Origin of the sequence: Cocleimonas flava (assembly GCF_004339015.1) — a bacterium.
Taxonomy (GTDB): domain Bacteria; phylum Pseudomonadota; class Gammaproteobacteria; order Thiotrichales; family Thiotrichaceae; genus Cocleimonas; species Cocleimonas flava.
This window is the reverse complement of sequence record NZ_SMFQ01000005.1, coordinates 432,419-452,412: the sequence shown is the minus strand read 5'-3', so window position 1 is coordinate 452,412 and position 19,994 is coordinate 432,419. Positions and strand designations below refer to the sequence as shown.

The window sequence follows — 19,994 nt, the reverse complement described above, 5'->3', positions numbered from 1 at the left end:
AGTAAAAACAGGTATAAAAAATGGATATTAATCAGCCTAAAGTTGGTTTTGTAAGTTTGGGCTGTCCAAAAGCTCTCGTCGATTCTGAAAGAATCTTAACCCAGCTAAAAACGGAGGGTTATGGAATCGTACCGGATTATGATGGTGCTGATGTTGTCGTCATTAATACCTGTGGTTTTATTGATAGTGCGGTAAAAGAATCACTGGATACAATTGGCGAAGCATTACAAGAAAATGGAAAAGTTATCGTAACTGGTTGTCTTGGTGCTGATGCCGACAAGGTTTTAGAAGCGCATCCCGGAGTTTTGGCCGTTACAGGTCCTCATGCCTATGAAGCGGTAATGGGTGCTGTTCACGAGCAGCTGAAACCGCCACATGATCCTTATCTTGATCTTGTACCACCGCAGGGGATTAAACTTACCCCTAAGCATTATGCTTATCTAAAAATATCCGAAGGCTGTAATCATCGTTGTACCTTCTGCATCATCCCTTCATTGCGTGGTGACTTGGTGAGTCGTCCTATCGGTGATGTCATGCAGGAAGCTGAGAACCTTGTGAATTCAGGCGTGAAAGAACTGTTAGTGGTATCACAAGACACCAGTGCTTACGGTATCGATACGAAATACCAGACTGGCTTCTGGAATGGTAGACCGGTTAAATCTCATATTCAGCAATTATCAGAATCATTAGGTGAGTTGGATGCATGGGTACGTTTACACTATGTTTACCCCTATCCGCATGTAGATAAGCTAATACCTTTGATGGCAGAAAATGCAGAGAACAAAGGAATCCTTCCTTATCTGGATATTCCGTTTCAGCATGCAAGTCATCGTATTTTAAAAGATATGCGACGCCCTGCGCATGCAGAAAAAGTATTAACTAGAATTGCCGCTTGGCGCGCGATGTGTCCGGATATTACGATTCGTAGTACCTTTATTGCAGGTTTCCCAGGAGAGACAGAAGAAGATTTTGAGACTCTGTTGTCTTTCTTAAGAGAAGCGCAATTAGACCGTGTCGGTTGTTTTGCATACTCTGAAGTGGAAGGTGCGGTTTCTAATGATTTGCCTAATCACGTACCAGAAGATGAAAAGCAGTATCGTCTAGAACGTTTCATGGAAGTACAGGCGGAAATCAGTGCGAATAAATTGGCGGCGAAAGTGGGCAAGCGTATGAGAGTACTCACCGATGATACGCAACAGGGCGATACCGAAGCAGAAGATATCACGATTGCAAGAAGCAGTGCTGATGCACCTGAAATAGATGGCGCAGTATATATTGAAGGTGAGTTATTAGAACCTGGGCAATTTGCCGAAGTAGAAATCACACATTCTGACGAGCATGATTTATGGGCTAAGCTGGTCGATTGATCAGTGTAAAAAATGCCCTAAAGTAGGGGGGTGGCTTAGGTTGTTGAAATCAACAGTTGGATTAGCCGTTTTTATTAAAAACGTTTATTAATAATCCTCTACTAAATAAAAAAAGCCGGGGAATTCCCGGCTTTTTTGTGTCACAGATATCTCTTAGACAGAATTAGCCATTCTGGCTTTGATAGTAGTCAATCAGGATCTGAGCGACTTCAGGGCGTGAAAACTCCTTAGGTGGTGCAATGCCCTGTCCCAGCATTTCGCGAACCTTGGTACCAGACAGCAGCACGAAATCATCTTTTTCGTGGTCAGGCGCTTCAGACATCATCACAACCTTATCCAGTTTCTTGGAGTAAGCCGTGTGATCAGCACGGAAGATTTCAATCTCCAGCGCACCTTCAGGGACTTCATCGTCGAAAATGGTTTGTGCATCGAAAGCACCGTAGTGATCGCCAACACCTGCGTGATCACGGCCAATAATAAAGTGGGTAGCTCCCATGTTCTGGCGGAATAATGCGTGCAGTACGCCTTCTTTCGGTCCCGCGTATAACATATCGAAACCATAACCGGTAACCATCGCACTGTTTTCAGGGAAGTACAGCTCAACCATTTTGCGGATTGCGGCATCACGAACATCAGCAGGAATATCACCTTTTTTCAGCTTACCAAGCAACATGTGAATAACCAGACCATCACAGCCAAGTCTATCCATCGCCATGTGGCACAGCTCTTCGTGTGCTAGATGCATCGGGTTACGTGTCTGGAAGGCGACTACTTTTCTCCAGCCGCGATCTGCAATTTCCTGACGAATTTCAACAGCCGTCTTGAACGTGCCTTCAAATTCTTTTTCGAAGTACGAGTAGTTCAGTACCTTGATTGGTCCTGATAGACAAACTTTGCCTTGGGAGTTAAAGGTGTCCACACCAATATGCTCTTCACCTTCCGCAGGTCGGTAGATTGACTGGGTCATGGTCGCCATTTCTTCATCGGTGAATTCTTCAACCGCTTCCACATCCATTACCGCTAGAACAGGGTTGCCATCTACATTAGGATCTTTCAGCGCTATGCGATCACCTGCTTTGATATCACCCGCGTCTTCAACAAGGTTGAGAACAGGCGTCGGCCAGAAAAGGCCTGAAGTCGTGTGCATATTATCTGCTACGGACAGTGCGTCTGCCTTATTCATGTAGCCTGTGAGTGGGTTAAAGTAACCGCCGGCCAACATAACAGCATTCGCTGCAGTGGCAGAGCTTACGACAATAGAAGGTAAACCTTGTGCTTCTTTTTGTAATGCATCTCGCTCCGCAGCGTCAGATACGTACAGTGGATTCAGTTCATCGGAACCATGTGGTTTTATCATACTTATCTCCCGAAAATATCTATGGCAATTTGCCACATTAATACAAGATACCCCCAATACCTGCTTAAGTACAAATAGAAAAATTTGCCTCTCAATAAGTTATTTTTATGCATATAAAAAAATAAATATAATTTGGCCATTAGCTAAAAAATCAAAGAGTAAAGGACTGATAAAAATTTGGTAGAGGTTTGAATTCACACCAGCAATAGTGCTAGTCTATTTACTTGTACTTTTTTTGTACTTTGAAAAAATCAAATCAATGATTAGCCAGAACATTACTAAAGTAGCCGTAGTTTCGGATACACATTCCCACCTAGATCCTCGAATTGCTGATATTGTCCGCGAATGCGATATCGCTGTGCATGCTGGAGATATTTGTGGTGCTGAAGTCTTAGAAGCGATGCAGCCTAAATCCGGTAAGGTGGTCGCTGTTACGGGTAATAACGATCCATATTGTCATCCCAATGGTTCGGATTTGCCTGCCATTTTAAGTTTTACGGTGGCGGGTGAGACTATTACTGTAGAACACGGCCATAAACACGGTGCGCATAAGCCATCTCACGATTCTCTGCGTTATATGCATTCAGACGCAAAAGTAATTATCTATGGCCATACGCATAAACAAGTGATCGATAAGGATGCAACACCCTGGGTTATTAATCCTGGTGCTGCAGGTCAAACCAGAACTCATGGTGGTCCTTCTTGTTTGGTACTTGAGTGTGAAACAGGCAAAGAATGGCAAATAAAAACCTATCGCTTTTCTGAAGTATAAAAAGGCTTATAATTAAACACACCCCCCTACTTACAGGGCTTTTTTTTAATTCGTCCTGCTGGTATCTAAAGTCTATCATTCCATAAATTAATTTAATTTGTTATATAAAATTAAATTGTGCATCATGGGTAAAATCTTAATTAGAATTTTATTACATTCTAACGTTTCTAAAATAAAACGGTTTCTATCGCATTTATGTTCTAGAATAAATGAGATAAATTGTCTCATTTATACGCTAATAGAAATATTGAATTTGATATATAAAATACTGTTGTGCATTATCCGATCCTCTAAATTAGAACCTAGTTACATTCTAATGGTTTACCCAAAAGAAGGTTATTGATGAAAAATATCCCCGTTGTTGTAGAAACTGAAGGCGTAGAAGTAAAAACGACCACGTGCTACATGTGTGCCTGTCGTTGTGGCATCAAAGTTACCGTTAAAGACGGTGAGGTGCGTTATATACAGGGTAATCCAAACCACCCGTTAAATAAGGGTGTGCTATGTGCGAAAGGTGCATCAGGCATCATGAAGCAATACTCGCCTGCGCGTTTAACCAAGCCTTTATTACGTAAGCCAGGTACTGAACGTGGTGCCGGAGAATTTGAAGAAATCTCCTGGGATAAGGCCTACGGCATCATGGAAGAGCGTTTAGGAAAACTTCGTGAAGAAGATCCTAAAAAGTTTGCTTTGTTTACAGGCCGTGACCAAATGCAGGCATTAACGGGTATGTTTGCCAAGCAATTTGGTACACCAAACTATGCCGCCCACGGTGGTTTCTGTTCAGTGAATATGGCTGCAGGAATGATCTACACCATTGGTGGCTCATTCTGGGAATTTGGCGGACCGGATTTAGAGCGTTCTAAATTATTCTTCATGATTGGTACTGCGGAAGACCATCACTCCAATCCGATGAAGGTTGAGTTATCAAAATTCAAACGTAATGGTGGTCGTTTTATCGCGATAAACCCAGTACGCACAGGTTATGCCGCGATAGCGGATGAGTGGGTTCCAATAAAGCCTGGTACAGATGGTGCATTATTACTCGCGATTATTCGTGAGATTATCAAACTCGGTATGTACGATCGTGATTTCCTCGTCAACTATACCAATTCTGCGGAATTGATCGACATCACCACGGATAGTCATAACGAAGGTATGTTTATTCGCAATGACGAGCCAGTCGAAGAAGGCTGTTTCGATCCGCAAAACAAATACTGGTGGGATCGCGTCAAAGACGAAGCCGTTGCAATGCGCAAAGAAGGCGTCGATCCATTTCTTACGGGCGAGTTTGAGCTAGAAGATGGCACGCCTTGTAAGCCAGCTTTCCAACTATTAAAAGAAAGAGTAGAAGCGTATACGCCAGAATGGGCTGAAGGTATTACAGGGATTGATGCTGATACGATTCGACGTCTGGCGCATGAAATGGGTATCGTAGCGCGTGACCAAAAGATTGAATTACCGATTCAATGGACCGATGCATGGGGTAAAGATCACGATAAAGTTATTGGAAACCCGGTTTCATTCCACTCGATGCGTGGTTTGGCTGCACACTCCAATGGATTCCAGACTATTCGTGCGCTCAGCATCCTAATGACATTATTGGGAACCATTGATCGTCCGGGTGGATTCCGTCATAAAGCGCCATTCCCGCGTCCTATTCCACCATGCCCTAAACCACCAACAGGTTGGGGTGATGTTAAACCGAATACGCCATTAAACGGCATGCCTTTGGGTTGGCCAGCTGGTCCTGATGATTTATTTGTCGATGATGATGGTGAAGCGATACGTCTAGATAAAGGCTTCTCGTGGGAGTATCCATTATCCGTTCATGGTTTGATGCACAACGCGATTACCAATGCGTGGCGTGGCGATCCATACCCAATTGATACCTTGATGTTATTCATGGCGAATATGGCATGGAATTCATCGATGAACACTACTGAAGTAAGAAAGATGTTGGTGGATAAGGATGAAGAGGGTGAATACAAAATCCCATTCATCATCGTTGCCGATGCTTATCATTCTGAAACAGTCGATTTTGGTGATTTGATTCTGCCTGATACGTCATACCTTGAACGTCACGATGCGATGTCGATGCTGGATCGTCCAATTTCTGAATATGATGGTCCGGTAGACGCGGTCCGTATTCCCGTATTGCCACCAAAGGGTGAGTGTAAGCCATTCCAGGATGTCATCGTTGAGCTAGGTTCACGTCTGAAATTACCCACATTTACCGATGAAAACGGCAAGCGTAAATTCAAAGATTACCGCGATTTAGTGATCAACTTTGAAACAGCTCCTGGCTCAGGAATTGGTTTCCTTGCTGGCTGGCGTGGTAAGAGTGGTGAGAAATCCATGAAAGGCGAGCCGAATCCGAACCAGTGGGAAATGTATAAAAAGAATGACTGTGTGTTCCATTATGAAATGCCAAAGTCATTCCAGTACATGCGTAACTGGAACAGAGGTTATTTACACTGGGCGCAAGAGCACAATATGATTCGTTACGACGAGCCAATCAATATTCATGTGTATTCGGAGATTCTGCAGAAATTCCGTTTGGCCGCTCAAGGTAAAACAGAAGGTAGACAACCACCAGATCGTTTGCGTAAGCGCGTGGAGACCTATTTTGATCCATTGCCGTTCCATTACGAACCACTTGAGTCGCAATTAACGGATACCCAAAAGTACCCACTAAATGCACTGACGCAGCGCCCAATGGCGATGTATCACTCATGGGATTCACAGAATGCCTGGTTAAGACAAATCCATACGCATAACTATTTATTCGTAAGCCCGATTCTTGGTCGTAACAATGGCTTTGAAGATGGTGACTGGGTCTGGGTTGAATCCATGCATGGAAAAGTCCGTTGTATGTGTCGATTCTCCGAATCACTTGAGCCCGGTACAGTTTGGACTTGGAATGCGATTGGTAAAGCCTCTGGTTCCTGGGGGCTTGATGCGAAAGCCAATGAATCGAATAAAGGCTTTTTGCTGAACCATGTGATTTCAGAAGAGTTGCCACCGCACGATGCGGGAGATCATGTTTCTAACTCTGACCCTGTAACAGGACAGGCGGGTTGGTATGACGTTCGTGTTCGCGTGTATAAAGCGGGTGATAATGAAGCCAGCCATACTTTACCAAGATTCGATACAGTTAAACCGTTGCCGGGAATGGAAAAGAAACGTAGAAATAAATGGCAAGGGTATGTCGCAGGTAAATTTAGAAAAACTCTTGGTAGATCAGGAGGGTTAAAGTAATGACTCAGTTAGCCTTAGTAATAGATTTAAATGTGTGTGTGGGCTGTCATGCCTGCGTGACCTCTTGTAAAGAGTGGAATACCTCGGGCGAAGCAGGTCCAATGGTTGATAAATACGCTTATGGAGAAAACCCTACAGGGACGTTCTTCAATCGTGTTCAGTCGTTTGAAATAGGTACCTACCCACAAACCGAAACGGTACATTTTCCGAAAAGTTGTTTGCATTGCGAAGAGCCTCCATGTGTTCCGGTTTGTCCAACAGGTGCGAGTTACAAACGCGAAGAAGATGGAATCGTACTGGTAGATTATGATAAGTGTATCGGTTGTAAATATTGTTCTTGGGCGTGTCCTTATGGCGCGCGTGAGATAGACGAAAAACAACGCGTAATGAAGAAGTGTACGCTGTGTGTTGATCGTATCTACGACGAGGCATTGCCCGTCAGTGAGCGCAAGCCTGCTTGTGTAATGTCTTGCCCAACCAGCGCGCGTTTGTTTGGTGATGTTCACGATGAAAACTCGGAAGTATCAAAGGCAATCCGCGAGCGTGCGGGTTATCAGCTAATGCCAGAGTGGGGCACCAAGCCTGCGAATCATTATTTGCCACGTCGTAAAACTGAAATCAAGATTCATAAAGATGAGCTTGAGCGTGTGGATAATCCATTGAGTAAAGAAGAGCGTCTAAGACACAATGAGCCAGGTAAGGGTCCATCGCTCGATGATATGAGTAATTGGTAATAGAGGGCTGAGAATTCAATGATAGCTAAACACTAACTTGTCTTTTTGCTCCAGATTCATTTCTTTCAATCGTTGTATAGATCAACTATACGCCTCTTGAAATAAATAAATCTGAAACAAAAATTCTGCGTTATTGACTTAGCTATCATCAAACACTCAACCCTAGTTGTTTTAAAAACCCCCCTGTAAGTAGGGGGGTGTGTTTTAAAGTTTTTATGTGTCTGTTGTTACAGATCTGATTAACAGAACAAAAATTATTAGGTAAAAATTATGCATCCAGCATTTTCGGTAATATTTTTAACCACATTGATTGGCGCAGGTCAGGGTTTGTTTCTGGCTTTGTTTACCGGTCAGATATTTTCTCAATTTAAATTGATGCCTGAACAGCACGAAGTTAATTTCTTTATTTGGGGCAGTGCGCTGGCAACCTTGCTGTTGTGTGTGGGTTTGTTTGCTTCGTTCTTTCATTTGGGACATCCGGAAAGAGCATGGAGAACGGCAACTAAATGGCGTACCTCGTGGTTGTCGCGAGAAGTTATTGCTTTACCTGCTGCGATTGTAACCATAGCGGCTTATGGATTGGCTCATTATCTGGGTTGGAATACGCCATTATTAACAATGCCAGGTGGCACCGGAGTTGATGCAACTCTATTACTGGGTTTGATTGCCACAGTTGCCACCTATGCTTTGTTTATATGTACGGGCATGATTTATGGTTGTATCAAGTTTTTACAAGAGTGGCATACACCTTTGACCGTGATTAATTTTATCCTGTTAGGAACAGCGTCTGGCTTTACCATCGCAACGGCGTTATCTGCTTATCTGCATATTGGCCTCGTATATTTTTATGCTAACTGGGCGATTTTCTTCACCGTTGTCGCGCTTATTTTCCGTGTGGCTACAATGTTGCGTAATCGTAATATTAATCCAAAATCTGACCTAAGATCTGCGATTGGTATTAACCACAATAACATTAGACAAATGGCTCAGGGGTCTATGGGTGGATCATTCAATACGCGTGAATACTTTCATGGTAAATCAGCGGCATTTGTGAAAAGCATTAAGTATATATTTGTGGTTTTAGCTTTCTTAGTGCCTTTATTCTTTTTGGTTCTGAGCTTGAATAATTCTGCTTACTTTATTCCGCTAATAGCTGTTTTGGTGCAGTATGTAGGCTTGTTAGCCGAGCGCTGGTATTTCTTTGCGGATGCTAATCATCCACAGAATCTGTATTACCAGCAGATCTCTTAGTTTTTGGAATCGGTATTACTGTCATAAAAAAAGCCTCCAGTTGGAGGCTTTTTTTATGATTATTAACAAGCGGAGCAGAGGCTAGAACCAGGCATTACTTCTATCAACCTCGACCCCTAATTCTCGTATTCCTTCTATGCCGCTTTCTATAAAACATGCATCGATTCCCTCAGATAAAAGCCGTTCAGTGATGCTTTCACTAATGCTTCTACCATGTACGCAGTACACGATTGTTTTCTGATTCTTTGAGATGGAATCTACCCATTTATCCACTAGAAGTGGGTCCTTCCACGTTGAGTTAGGTAAAGTGTACTCAGAGTCCTCGTAGTCACGTTGTAAGCGTACATCCAGAATAACGACGCCTTCTTTTTTAGACAGTGCAACATACTCGTCTAGATTAATTGAGTGCGCAGATTCTCCGAGTCCTTTTGTAACCGGTTTATCTTTTTCAAGAATGACTCTAACTTCACCTCTGACAGAGTTAGTGAGTACGATTTCTTCGCAGTGTTGTAACTGATCCAGGGTTAGGAATTTTTCGACGGCTTCTGTCTTTTGTTTAAAATTCTGACGTTCGATGCCGTCTAAAATACCGGCTGAAAGTGGGGGGGTGTACCATTTGCCTTGTCTTTTTACGAAGATATTGTGGCGGCAGGCTTCTGCTATTTCATTGTGTTCATTGAAGATAATCGCTTCGTAATGACCCTCTTTAATGGCTTTATCATATTCTTCGTTGTAAACCTCACGGCGTGATGTTTTGTGGTATTGAAAGATTGATTTACTATTTATCTTGCGGTTACTGATCATGATGGTTTTAATTTTTCCATCATCTTCAGGGAGCAATTCGTGGGTGAGTTCAATATCACCACTGTGAAAGGCTGTGAGTCTTACTTTGTATGATTTATTTTCAGATGACAAAGTCGCTTTTAAATCAGATAGCTTTTCCTGCATCGGGCGCTGTTTCAGTACAAAGCCAAAATAACTTGCTGAATAATTGAGTCGCTCAAGGTGCTTCCTCAAATTTTTATAATCTTGTTTTTCCCCGTCAAACTTCATAGTTTCGATGAGATAGAATTTATTATTTATACCGGTTAAGAAATTCGCTTTTAATAAACACTCTTCGTACTCTGCTTGTGGATTACTTTCATAAATAATGCCGCTGCCAATACCCATTTCGCAGCGGTTATCTTTGCCTATATCTATCGTTCTAATAGGTACATTGAAGTAGAAATCATCATTGGGAAGCAGGTAACCAATTGCTCCTGTGTATACGCCGCGTGGTTCGGCTTCTAATTCATTAATGATTTCCATGGTTCGAACTTTGGGTGCACCAGTAATCGAGCCACAAGGGAACAGTCCATGGAGTAATTCTGATAAATGAATTTCCGGTTTCAGTTTGCCTTTAATGGTGGAGATCATCTGGTGAATGGTCTTAAAGGTTTGTATTTCAAACAGGTTTTTTACGGTTACGCTTCCTGTTTCGCAGATACGTCCGAAATCGTTGCGGATCAAATCAACAATCATCACATTCTCGGATAATGTTTTAGGGTCATTCTGCAAAAAATCCAGGATGAATTCGTCTTCTTTGGTATTTCGACCGCGCTTCGCTGTACCTTTCATGGGTTTAGCGTAAAGCATGCCATCTTTTTTCTTAACGAAAAGCTCGGGAGATAAAGAAACGATATTGGAATTTGGGAAGTTTAGAACCGCGCCAAACTCTACCGGCTGGGTTTTTCGCAGTGCCTTATAAAGTGATATCGCATTACCCAATAAATCAAATTTGTATTTGATCGTGTAATTAATCTGATAGGTGTCGCCGGCGATAATGTAACGTCTAATTTTTCGAATGGCTTCTAAGTAAGTGTCTTTAGCGACACTCATTGAAAAGTTATGAGGACAAAGTTCCGCTTTAGGATAGGTGTCAATTTCGGCAAAGCTTTTGTCTAAATTCTCTCTGCTAATGCTTTCCAGTTTTTTAAACGCAACAAAATAGAGCAGGGGTTGCGTAGGATGATCTGGTAGACGTTTCTTGATGGCCTTATCGATAAAATGAAAGCCAGCCTCATAAGACAAATAGCCACAAAGGTATAACCCTTCGCTTTTTAATTCTTCAATTTTTTCAATAGAGTCAGAGAGTTCTTCTTCACTCCAGGCGATAATTAGTTCTTGAGCATCGGTAAACAGCAGGTTTCTAGAGTCTTTGTCATCAGACTTAGAATCTTCTAATAAGGCGTAAATTTCATCGTCGCCTGAACCGCCGCATAGTATGTTTGATAGCTCTTCCATGAGCGCATTGTATCAATAAAGCACAACGTTGTAGTAATAGAAGCGACCTTATTGTGGATACTGAAACGCTTTCTTATCCATCGGCGAATCATCATCTGTTTTGGCAAAGCGTTGATTTTTATCTTGTAAAATCAGCTGACCAAATACGCGTGGGTTTTTCCATGCCTGATCGATAGTGGCGTTCCATGAGATTTTCGCATCGCGTGCATCACCATTGTCATCGTCATTGATTTGAATATCAAAACCGATAGCGTGCTCAGCACTTGGTTGTATATTTAATGTGCTCCACGGGATAGCCGCCTCTAGTTGGTAACCGGTTGGTAATTGTCTAGTGGTGTATTTAATATCTTTTAGTCTATCCAGAGGTGTTGTGCTACCCGCTGTGATTTCAGACTTGCCTAAACTAAAGCTTAAGTGGAAATCATTGAACTGGTCATAGGTTTCGCCACGACTAGCATCTGCATCGATATAGATTTCGATGGAATCATCAGCCCATGATTCTTTAGAGTCACTCACATGCACTTCGTCAATAATGCCAACCCAAACGTAGAGATTGTTATCATCCCAGTTTGCGCGCCATCTTGCGGTTAAATCACGAGGGTTCTCGATAGTGCCTTGAATAACCGTACCAATGAATTCCGCTTTCGCTTGATGTAACGTACGTTGTCCCGGTGGTTGTTTTTGTATTGCAACGTATTTAGCTGAGCTCTCGTCCTGTTTTCCAGACACTAAATGTTTGGCAATAATCGTTGGTTTTTGATGACGCACAATTTTTCCGCCACGACAGCTTTCCCACCAGCATGGATTACCATGGCTGAAGCCCAGTAATGATCTGTACTTTGGTGCCTGTGCGGGAGTTTCTGCGATGTGTTCTTTGATTCCCCAGCTACCGTGCCATGTTGAAGGGCGTGGTGCAGAGAATGGAATAAACAGCTTTCCACCGAGTTTTTTCCAGCCTGCAAGAAGCTGGTAGTACGCTGCAGCCATGCGCTTGTCTTTATTTGCTTTATATAGGTGCGGAGTTGCGCCCTGAGTCATTGAATGTGTTTTATGGTGTACGAGGTGCTGGCCGCCTTCATAAGCGATTAAATCGACGCCAAAGCCTTTGGTAACCTGCATTTGTTTTTTCACAAAATCAAGCGTGTTGCGAATCGAGTAGCGATTGTCCCGCGCATTTAATGTGGTAAACACATCGTTCACACTTTTGATGCCTGCCATTTTGTCCTGTGAAAAATGAAAGTAAGGCGCTACTGCAATAGCATCGACGTGTTTATAAGCATTCTGAAAACCCAATAAAGTTTCGGTAAGCTTGGTGTTTGTGGTCATGCCACCCATTACTCGAACCAGTCTATCGGTTCCACCAAAAACGCGTTCCCACATTTTGAAAATGTTAACGCTTTGCATTGAGTAGTACTTAGAACCCGCGATATTACGATCTTTATCCAGTTTAAGTTTATAACCCGTTTGCTTCATGTGCTCAGCTTGTGGCACGAAGATATTGTTCCAGGCTTCGTTGGTGTACTCAAGATAGACTCTTAAATTTGGTTTGAGTTGTTGCTTAACAGTCTGTGCAAAACGATTAATAAAAACGTTATCTGCGTTGTGCGGAATATTAAACCAGGGGTCAACATCAAGTATATTGGCTAGCTGAATCATCACTTCTATCGGTACACCGCGCACACCTTCTTTACCACCCCAGGTTGCTTTTTGCAGCGTTGGACGGTCATTCCATGAGCGAATGTTATTGCGCGTAACGCCTGACATATTCATGAAACGCACAACTTTAAAGTCTTTCATGAAGTTCAGAAAGTCTGGGTTGAACATCACCTGATTATGATTATCGGCAAATGATTGATAGCTATTGTTGGCACATTGTCTCGCTGCAGTGACACGTTTGAATGGGTCATTTCTACAGATTCCGCCTGGCATCATAATGCGAATATTGCGGATATAATTTTTAGGATTACTCTCTTTGATGAATAGCGTTGCAGTAGCCGTGGGATACATCTCATTTGGCTGTTTCATTGGAACCAATTTAATAATATCTTTACCCGGAGAGCGTTTTACAACTTTGGCGCTAGCACCATAATTGATTTTACCTTCGCCTTGATAGAGAACCGTGTATTCGCCTTTCGGTAAAGCTTCGATGGGAATATGGCTGAGGAAACGTGTTCCAGCTTGTCCGCCATTGAGATTTTTTGGCCAGCCATCTTTATCGAAAGAGACATTGCCTTTGGTAAACCAGGGACGAGCTTCATTAAATGGAAGCGCCAAACGGAAAATATCTGCGAACGGCAAACTGGCATCTACTTCGAGTGCCTCATTGGTATTCATTCCAAGCGGAGAATTTTGATTAAACGGAGATGCTTGAGCATCGTTACTTATGCCACTACTCAATAACAATGCCATTAAACTGCTCGCAAGCACTTGCAAGATTGTTACTTGTTGGAATTTTTTCATGATTATTCTTAATTCAGCCGCCGTATTAATATGACAAATCCAATATCAATTGGTTCTATCCATCGCGAATGAAGTAATTAAGCCCCTGTTTTTTCTATTTATTATTAACCGCCTACTAATTAGTTTCTTTAGCATAGCCCGAAAAAGACGCTACAAGTAGGGGGGTGTATTATTTATGTTTATCTTAACATATTAGGGGCTGTTTTTCGATTTGGGTTCACTAATTCCGATAAAGTGTAGAAACCTTAATGTCATATTTATCAAGGTTGTAGGCGTTCGATTTTCCACTCGTTTAACGCTGTATTTTCCCGAGTATATTCAAAGCGATCGTGCAAACGGCTTTCGCCTCCTTGCCAGAACTCTATCGTTTCAGGAATGACACGGTAACCACCCCAAAAATCCGGGAGCGGAATTTCACCATGAGTAAACTTATCTTTGATTTTTTTCAGTTGTCCATCGAGAATTTCACGTGAACTGATAGGGGAGCTCTGTGCAGATGCCCACGCGCCTAACTGGCTGCCGCGAGGTCGAGAGAGAAAGTATTTGAGTGATTCTGTGGTCGGTATCTTTTCTGCACGACCATTAATTTCTACTTGTCTTTCTAGCATTGTCCACGGGAATAGCAATGACACATTTGCATTCTCCTGGATCTCTCTGGATTTTTGACTGGAATAATTAGTAAAGAAGACGAAACCTTTCTCGTCGAATATCTTTAGTAATACGGTTCGTTGTGAAGGTTTGCCTGCAGCAGATACAGTGGCTATGGTCATGGCGCTTGGGTCTGATAACTCAGCATCACTGGCCTGGATAAACCACTTTTCAAACTGTTTAAAGGGAGACTCGCTTAAGTCTTGTCTTTTTAAGCCGCCTTTAGTGTATTCGCGGCGGTAATCACCGATATCCATGTTGTTTTAACCTTCCTGTTAACTTAGGTTTTTAACTACTAAAATCGCTAGGCTTCTAGTTCTTCCCAGCGATCGTATTTCTCTTTAAGTATAGTCTGAGACTGCTGTAATTCGTCAGTAATTGCGGAGACTTTTTTATGTTCTTGAGAAAAGAAATCCGGCTCACTCATCAGGACTTCTAATTCTGCGATACGATCTTCTAACTTTTCAATTTCAAGGGGCAGGTTTTTAAGTTCATGCTGCTCATTAAAGCTAAGCTTTTTAGTTTCACTGGCCTCAGATTGTGTCTCTTTAGCAGGTGCTTCAGCGGGTGTTTCTTTCTTTTTCGCTGATTTTTGTGCTTTAGTAGGTGCTTTTACTGCGGGCTTTTGACGCAACCAATCATCGTAACTGCCGACGTATTCGCTAATTTGTCCTTCGCCTTCAAACACATAACAACTCGTTACCAGATTGTTAATAAATGCACGATCATGACTGACGATAAGCACTGTGCCAGTATAATTTAATAGCAATTCTTCCAGTAATTCGAGCGTATCAACATCCAGGTCATTGGTAGGCTCATCGAGCACTAATACATTGGCTGGTTTGATGAAAAGTTTCGCCAGTAATAGTCTGTTTCGCTCACCACCTGAAAGTGCGTTTACGGGTGAATTTGCACGTTCTGGAGAAAATAGGAAATCCTGTAAGTAGCTGATGACGTGTTTTTCTTTGCCATTCACCATGACTTTATCGGCGCCACGATCAAGATTGTCTTTAACCGAACGATTCTCATCAAGCTGGCTTCGAAGTTGATCGAAGTAGGCTACTTGAAGGTTTGTACCTTCGATAAGTTTTCCAGAATCGGGTTTTAATTCACCCAATAACACTTTAAGTAAGGTTGTCTTACCCACACCGTTTGGACCGATTAAGCCGATCTTGTCGCCTCGCTGAACTAATGCAGAAAAGTCATCAATCAACACACGTCCATTCGGTAGGGTGTAATTGATATGTTCAACCTCAACCACACGCTTACCTGTTTTCTGTCCCGCATCAACCTGGATATTGACTTGTCCCTGTTGTTCTCTGCGCTGACTGCGTTCGTTACGCATTTTTTCTAATGAACGCACACGTCCTTCGTTTCTGGTACGTCGGGCTTTGATTCCCTGACGAATCCAGACTTCTTCCTGTGCCAGTTTCTTATCGAAACGCGCATTTTCTAATTCTTCAGCGTGTAAAGTTTCTTCTTTGCGACGTAAGAAGTTTTCATAATCACCCGGCCAGCTTGTTGCTTGACCACGGTCGATTTCAATAATACGTGTCGCTAAGCGTCGCAAGAAAGAGCGATCATGGGTGATGAAAACTAATGAACCATTAAAGCTGAGTAGGAACTCTTCCAGCCAGATAATCGCCTCAATATCCAAATGGTTGGTCGGCTCATCAAGGAGTAATACATCTGGTTCCTGAACTAACGCGCGTGCGAGTAATACACGACGTTTGATACCACCAGATAATTGACCAAAATCAACATCCGCATTTAACTCTAGCTTGGAAATAACGGTATCGATGGTATTTTGGAAATGCCAGCCATTGCAGGATTCTAATTTATGCTGGATGCGCTCAAAGCGCTTCATCCAGTCTTCAGAGCCGATATCGTCCTCTTCATTCATCGCATGAAAAGCACTTAATAGTTCGCCCGTTTCAGCGAGCCCTGATGCGACGACTTCATAAACACTGCCGCTCATATCCTGAGGGACTTCTTGCTCTAACTGAGCAATGACAGCGCCTTTCTCAACGATGATTTCGCCCGAATCTGCTTTTATTTCGCGATTCAGAACTTTCATTAAGGTTGACTTGCCTGCGCCGTTTCGGCCAATCAAACAAATGCGTTCACCAGCATCGATCGTTAAGCTGAGTTGATCAAGCAGGGCAGGGCCGCCGAAGCTGACTTGGATATTTTTGAGTTGGATCAATGACATTTGAATATGATTTCTTGAGTGGTTTTTCTTGTTAAGCGAATTTTTGAAAGGCTTCAGTAAATTCGTTAGTTAAGATTTTGGTCAATAAAAGCTAAGCTCTTATTATTTCGCCGGTGATACTATCACGTATCTCGGTCGGGGTGAGCAAATCTCCTGTTTCTCCATCAAGAATTGCGTCGATTTTATTGTGAAACACGGAATCTACTTCCGCACAACTTCGGGCAGGTTCCTGGCCGCTGAGGTTTGCGCTAGTTGAAACCAGTGCAGAATCAAGCGTTGAGCATAGCTCTTGAATGATTGCCAATTTGCTAATTCTAACGGCAAGTGAGTTGAAATTACCCGTTAGCCATTTTGGCGCAGTATCTCTTGCAGGATAAATGTAAGTGGTCTGGCTAGGTTTAATGAGTGCTAATTGGTCTTGGTTGAGTGGTTTCAAATACTTTTCAACTTGTGAAAAATCCGAAGCAATAAGAATAAGTCCTTTGTCGACAGAACGTTGCTTCAATTCAAGAATCTTATTTACGGCTTGTTCATTATCCGGATCACAACCTAGTCCATAAACGGCTTCAGTCGGATAGGCAAATACTCCGCCGTTACGTAATATATTGATTAATTCTTGTGGTTTCTTGGTAATTAACATGTGCAATGCATTGGCTATGCACCCCCCCACTTATAAGCCTTTTTTAAAAAAATGGCCTGTAAGTGGGGGGGTGTGTTATTACTTCTTAGCTGCAGCCTTTTTCTTCGGTGCAGCTTTCTTTTTGGCAGGTTTCTTTTTCGCAGCGGCTTTTTTAACAGGTACTTTTTCTACCCATTTGCCGTCTTCAAAACGCGCTGACCATCCTGTTGCTTTACCGTCTTTATCGGTTCTAACATAATGTTCTTTGGTCTTGCGATCAAAGCGCACTGCTGCTTTATTGCCGTCAGGGTCAGTTGCTGGTGCATCCGCGAGATAGTAAAACTTTTCAGAAATGCGATCTTTAAAACGATTTAATTCTTCAACCAAAGGTGCGCGGGTTTCACGTGATTTCGGGTAGGTGCTTGCTGCAAGGAATAAGCCTGCGGCACCGTCGCGTAAAATGAAGTAAGCATCCGATTTTTCACATTCTAATTCAGGAATATGAACCGGGTCTTCGCGTGGAGGTGCAACTTCACCATTGCGCAGAATTTTACGGGTATTTTTACACTCGTCTTCATTACTACACTTCATGTACGGGCCGAATCGACCTGTAGTGAGGTGCATATCGTGACCACACTTTTCACATTCAACCACAGGGCCTTCATAGCCTTTTAGTTTGAATGTGCCTTTTTCGATTTCGTAACCATCACATTCCGGGTTTTCACCACAGACATGTAATTTGGTGGTTTCGTCGATGAAGTAGCTATCCATTGCTGAATCACATTTTTTACAGCGATGCTTTGCCATCAATGCTTCTGTTTCAGCATCTTCGTTATTCACGTCGATAGATTCTTCAGCAGGAACCAGGTTAATGGTTGTTTTACAGCGTTCTTTTGGCGGTAGGTTGTAACCATCACAGCCTAAGAATACACCCGTGCCAGCAGTACGAATGCCCATATTGCGTCCACAGGTAGGACATTCAATATCAGTCATGACCATTTCATTGGTCTTCATGCCACCATCTTCGGGTGGCGCTCCGGCATCTTCCAGTTTTACTTTAAAGTTTTTGTAGAAATCATCGAGTACGTCTTTCCACTTTAATTTGCCGTCTGCAATTTCATCCAGCTCTTTTTCCATCTCGGCGGTGAAGTCGAAATTCATTAGCTCTTCGAAACTACCCACGAGACGTTTTGTCACAATCTCGCCCATTTTCTCCGCAAAGAAACGGCGCGAATCTACTTTTACATAACCGCGATCCTGAATCGTGGAAATGATTGACGCATAGGTAGATGGGCGACCGATACCACGTTTTTCGAGTTCTTTAACCAGCGATGCTTCCGTGTAACGTGGAGGCGGTTTGGTAAAGTGTTGTTGTGGGTCGAGCTCGACCAAGTTGAGCACATCACCCTGACTTAGATCAGGTAGATCAGGCGTATCTTTTTTGCTCAATGGAGGCAGAGCTTTTGTCCAACCCGGGAAGCGTAAGGTACGACCTGAAGCATTCAAATAGTATTGGCCAGCTTGTACGGTCAAACGCGTTGAATCGTATTTTGCAGGTACCATCTGACAGGCAACAAACTGACGCCAGATAAGTTCGTAAAGCTTTTTCGCATCATCACCCATGTCTTTTAAGTCACTCATCATGACTTTGACATCAGAAGGGCGAATCGCCTCATGGGCCTCTTGCGCGCCACTCTTGGCACCGTAATGATTTGGTGCTTCAGGTAGGTATTCTTTACCGTATTTTTTGCCGATATATTCGCGCACACTTTCCAGTGCATCTTTACTCAAATTGGTTGAGTCGGTACGCATATAGGTGATGTAACCAGCTTCGTAAAGACGCTGCGCCAAGCCCATTGTACGTTTTACGCCATAGCCGAATCGCGTACTCGCGGCTTGTTGTAAAGTCGATGTAATAAAAGGTGCTTTGGGTTTGCTGCTAGTTGCTTTGTCTTCACGCTTGAGTAATGAATACTCGGCGTCTTTGAGTTTTGCAACGGCATCCATTGCCTGCTTTTCATTAACAGGTTTAAACGCTTCGCCGCTACTGTTATTGCTAAAGTCTTTGGTAACTTCCATGCGCAAAGCTTCACCGGCTTTGGTCGCAAGATCAGCATGGATATCCCAGAATTCAACAGGGTTGAATGCATTGATTTCGTGTTCTCTGTCGACGATTAAACGTACCGCTACAGATTGCACACGACCCGCAGAAAGACCGCGTCCGATTTTTGCCCATAATAAGGGAGAGACCATAAATCCCACGACACGGTCTAGAAAACGTCTAGCTTGCTGTGCATTAACGCGGTCAACATCCAGTTTTGAAGGTTCTTTAAACGCTTCCTGAATAGCTGTTTTGGTGATTTCATTAAACGTTACGCGCTCAAAGCGATCATCATCTCCGCCGATAACTTCTTTTAAATGCCAGGCAATGGCTTCACCCTCTCTATCCAAATCGGTTGCGAGATAGACTTTATCGCCCTTGGCTGCGAGTTTTTGTAATTCGGCAACGACTTTTTCTTTGCCTGGCAAAATTTCGTATTGCGCTTGCCAGTCATTATCTGGGTTAATTCCCATACGACGTACAAGGTTATCGTTGTCACGTTTCTTTTTAAAAGCGGCTTTTTTGGCTTCGCTCATACCTTTCGTCAGTTGAGCAAGAGTGGGTGCTTTTTTCTTTCCAGTTTGGCTGCCGCCACCTTTTGGCAAGTCACGAATATGACCTACACTGGATTTGACAATGTATTCTTTGCCTAAGTATTTGTTGATGGTTTTCGCCTTTGCTGGCGACTCCACAATAACGAGTGATCTGCCCATAATGCCTTATAGTGTGCCTTATAAAATGTCTGTGAGGTGATTAAGTTACGATACTTTCATCGGGTTTTAATCTGGTTTTTGATAGGAAATTGGTGGCAACAATACACTGGAATGTTCATTTTAGTAAAGGATGAAATTTTTCTAACTAGCGATTTAGTGGGAAATATAGGCATTTTTGAGAGCCTTAGATGTAATCTAAATTAAATATTATAAAGC

Annotated in this window: 12 protein-coding genes; 5 read left to right on the top strand and 7 right to left on the bottom strand. The window is 42.8% G+C overall.

What is annotated here, in order from left to right; all coding sequences use genetic code 11:
* The first annotated feature begins 20 nt into the window (after nucleotides 1–20).
* A complete protein-coding gene (gene rimO / locus EV695_RS18565; protein ID WP_131907507.1) occupies nucleotides 21–1,367 on the top strand; it encodes a 30S ribosomal protein S12 methylthiotransferase RimO in 1,347 nt (448 codons plus the stop codon).
* A 163-nt stretch (nucleotides 1,368–1,530) separates the two neighbouring features.
* Here rimO and sat read toward each other — a convergent pair whose 3' ends face one another.
* The gene (gene sat / locus EV695_RS18560) at nucleotides 1,531–2,724 is read right to left on the bottom strand and encodes a sulfate adenylyltransferase (protein WP_131907506.1); all 1,194 of its coding nucleotides are present in this window, start codon (nucleotides 2,722–2,724) and stop codon (nucleotides 1,531–1,533) included.
* Nucleotides 2,725–2,983: 259 nt separating this feature from the next.
* Between sat and EV695_RS18555 the strand changes: the two genes are divergently transcribed.
* The 4 genes from EV695_RS18555 to EV695_RS18540 all read left to right on the top strand — a co-directional run bounded on the left by EV695_RS18555 (nucleotide 2,984) and on the right by EV695_RS18540 (nucleotide 8,742).
* Complete coding sequence (locus EV695_RS18555) at nucleotides 2,984–3,496, top strand: metallophosphoesterase family protein (protein WP_131907505.1); 513 nt, start codon at nucleotides 2,984–2,986, stop codon at nucleotides 3,494–3,496.
* Between the two features lie 342 nt (nucleotides 3,497–3,838).
* Nucleotides 3,839–6,757: a molybdopterin oxidoreductase family protein gene (locus EV695_RS18550; protein WP_131907504.1), complete on the top strand. Its 2,919-nt coding sequence runs from the start codon at nucleotides 3,839–3,841 to the stop codon at nucleotides 6,755–6,757.
* Nucleotides 6,757–7,491 (top strand): 4Fe-4S dicluster domain-containing protein, encoded by a 735-nt coding sequence (locus EV695_RS18545; protein WP_131907503.1) that lies wholly within the window; start codon nucleotides 6,757–6,759, stop codon nucleotides 7,489–7,491. Before EV695_RS18550 ends, EV695_RS18545 begins: the two co-directional genes overlap by 1 nt.
* A 270-nt stretch (nucleotides 7,492–7,761) precedes the next feature.
* Nucleotides 7,762–8,742, top strand: coding sequence for a dimethyl sulfoxide reductase anchor subunit family protein (locus tag EV695_RS18540; protein ID WP_131907502.1), 981 nt, complete (start codon nucleotides 7,762–7,764; stop codon nucleotides 8,740–8,742).
* An 81-nt stretch (nucleotides 8,743–8,823) separates the two neighbouring features.
* Here the strand turns inward: EV695_RS18540 and pabB are convergent, their stop codons facing one another.
* The 6 genes from pabB to topA form a co-directional block, all read right to left on the bottom strand.
* Nucleotides 8,824–11,025: an aminodeoxychorismate synthase component I gene (gene pabB, locus EV695_RS18535; protein ID WP_131907501.1), complete on the bottom strand. Its 2,202-nt coding sequence runs from the start codon at nucleotides 11,023–11,025 to the stop codon at nucleotides 8,824–8,826.
* Between the two features lie 48 nt (nucleotides 11,026–11,073).
* A complete protein-coding gene (locus EV695_RS18530) occupies nucleotides 11,074–13,485 on the bottom strand; it encodes a sugar-binding protein (protein WP_165874757.1) in 2,412 nt (803 codons plus the stop codon).
* Nucleotides 13,486–13,745: 260 nt separating this feature from the next.
* A complete protein-coding gene (gene pdxH / locus EV695_RS18525; protein WP_131907500.1) occupies nucleotides 13,746–14,390 on the bottom strand; it encodes a pyridoxamine 5'-phosphate oxidase in 645 nt (214 codons plus the stop codon).
* Nucleotides 14,391–14,437: 47 nt separating this feature from the next.
* On the bottom strand, nucleotides 14,438–16,345 hold the full coding sequence (gene uup / locus EV695_RS18520) for an ATP-binding cassette ATPase Uup (RefSeq protein WP_131907499.1): 1,908 nt from the start codon (nucleotides 16,343–16,345) through the stop codon (nucleotides 14,438–14,440).
* Between the two features lie 91 nt (nucleotides 16,346–16,436).
* Nucleotides 16,437–16,985, bottom strand: a complete 549-nt coding sequence (gene tsaC / locus EV695_RS18515) for an L-threonylcarbamoyladenylate synthase type 1 TsaC (RefSeq protein WP_131907498.1) — start codon at nucleotides 16,983–16,985, stop codon at nucleotides 16,437–16,439.
* Between the two features lie 78 nt (nucleotides 16,986–17,063).
* Entirely contained in the window at nucleotides 17,064–19,778 is a 2,715-nt protein-coding gene (gene topA / locus EV695_RS18510) for a type I DNA topoisomerase (RefSeq protein ID WP_131907497.1), read from the bottom strand.
* Nucleotides 19,779–19,994: the final 216 nt, after the last annotated feature.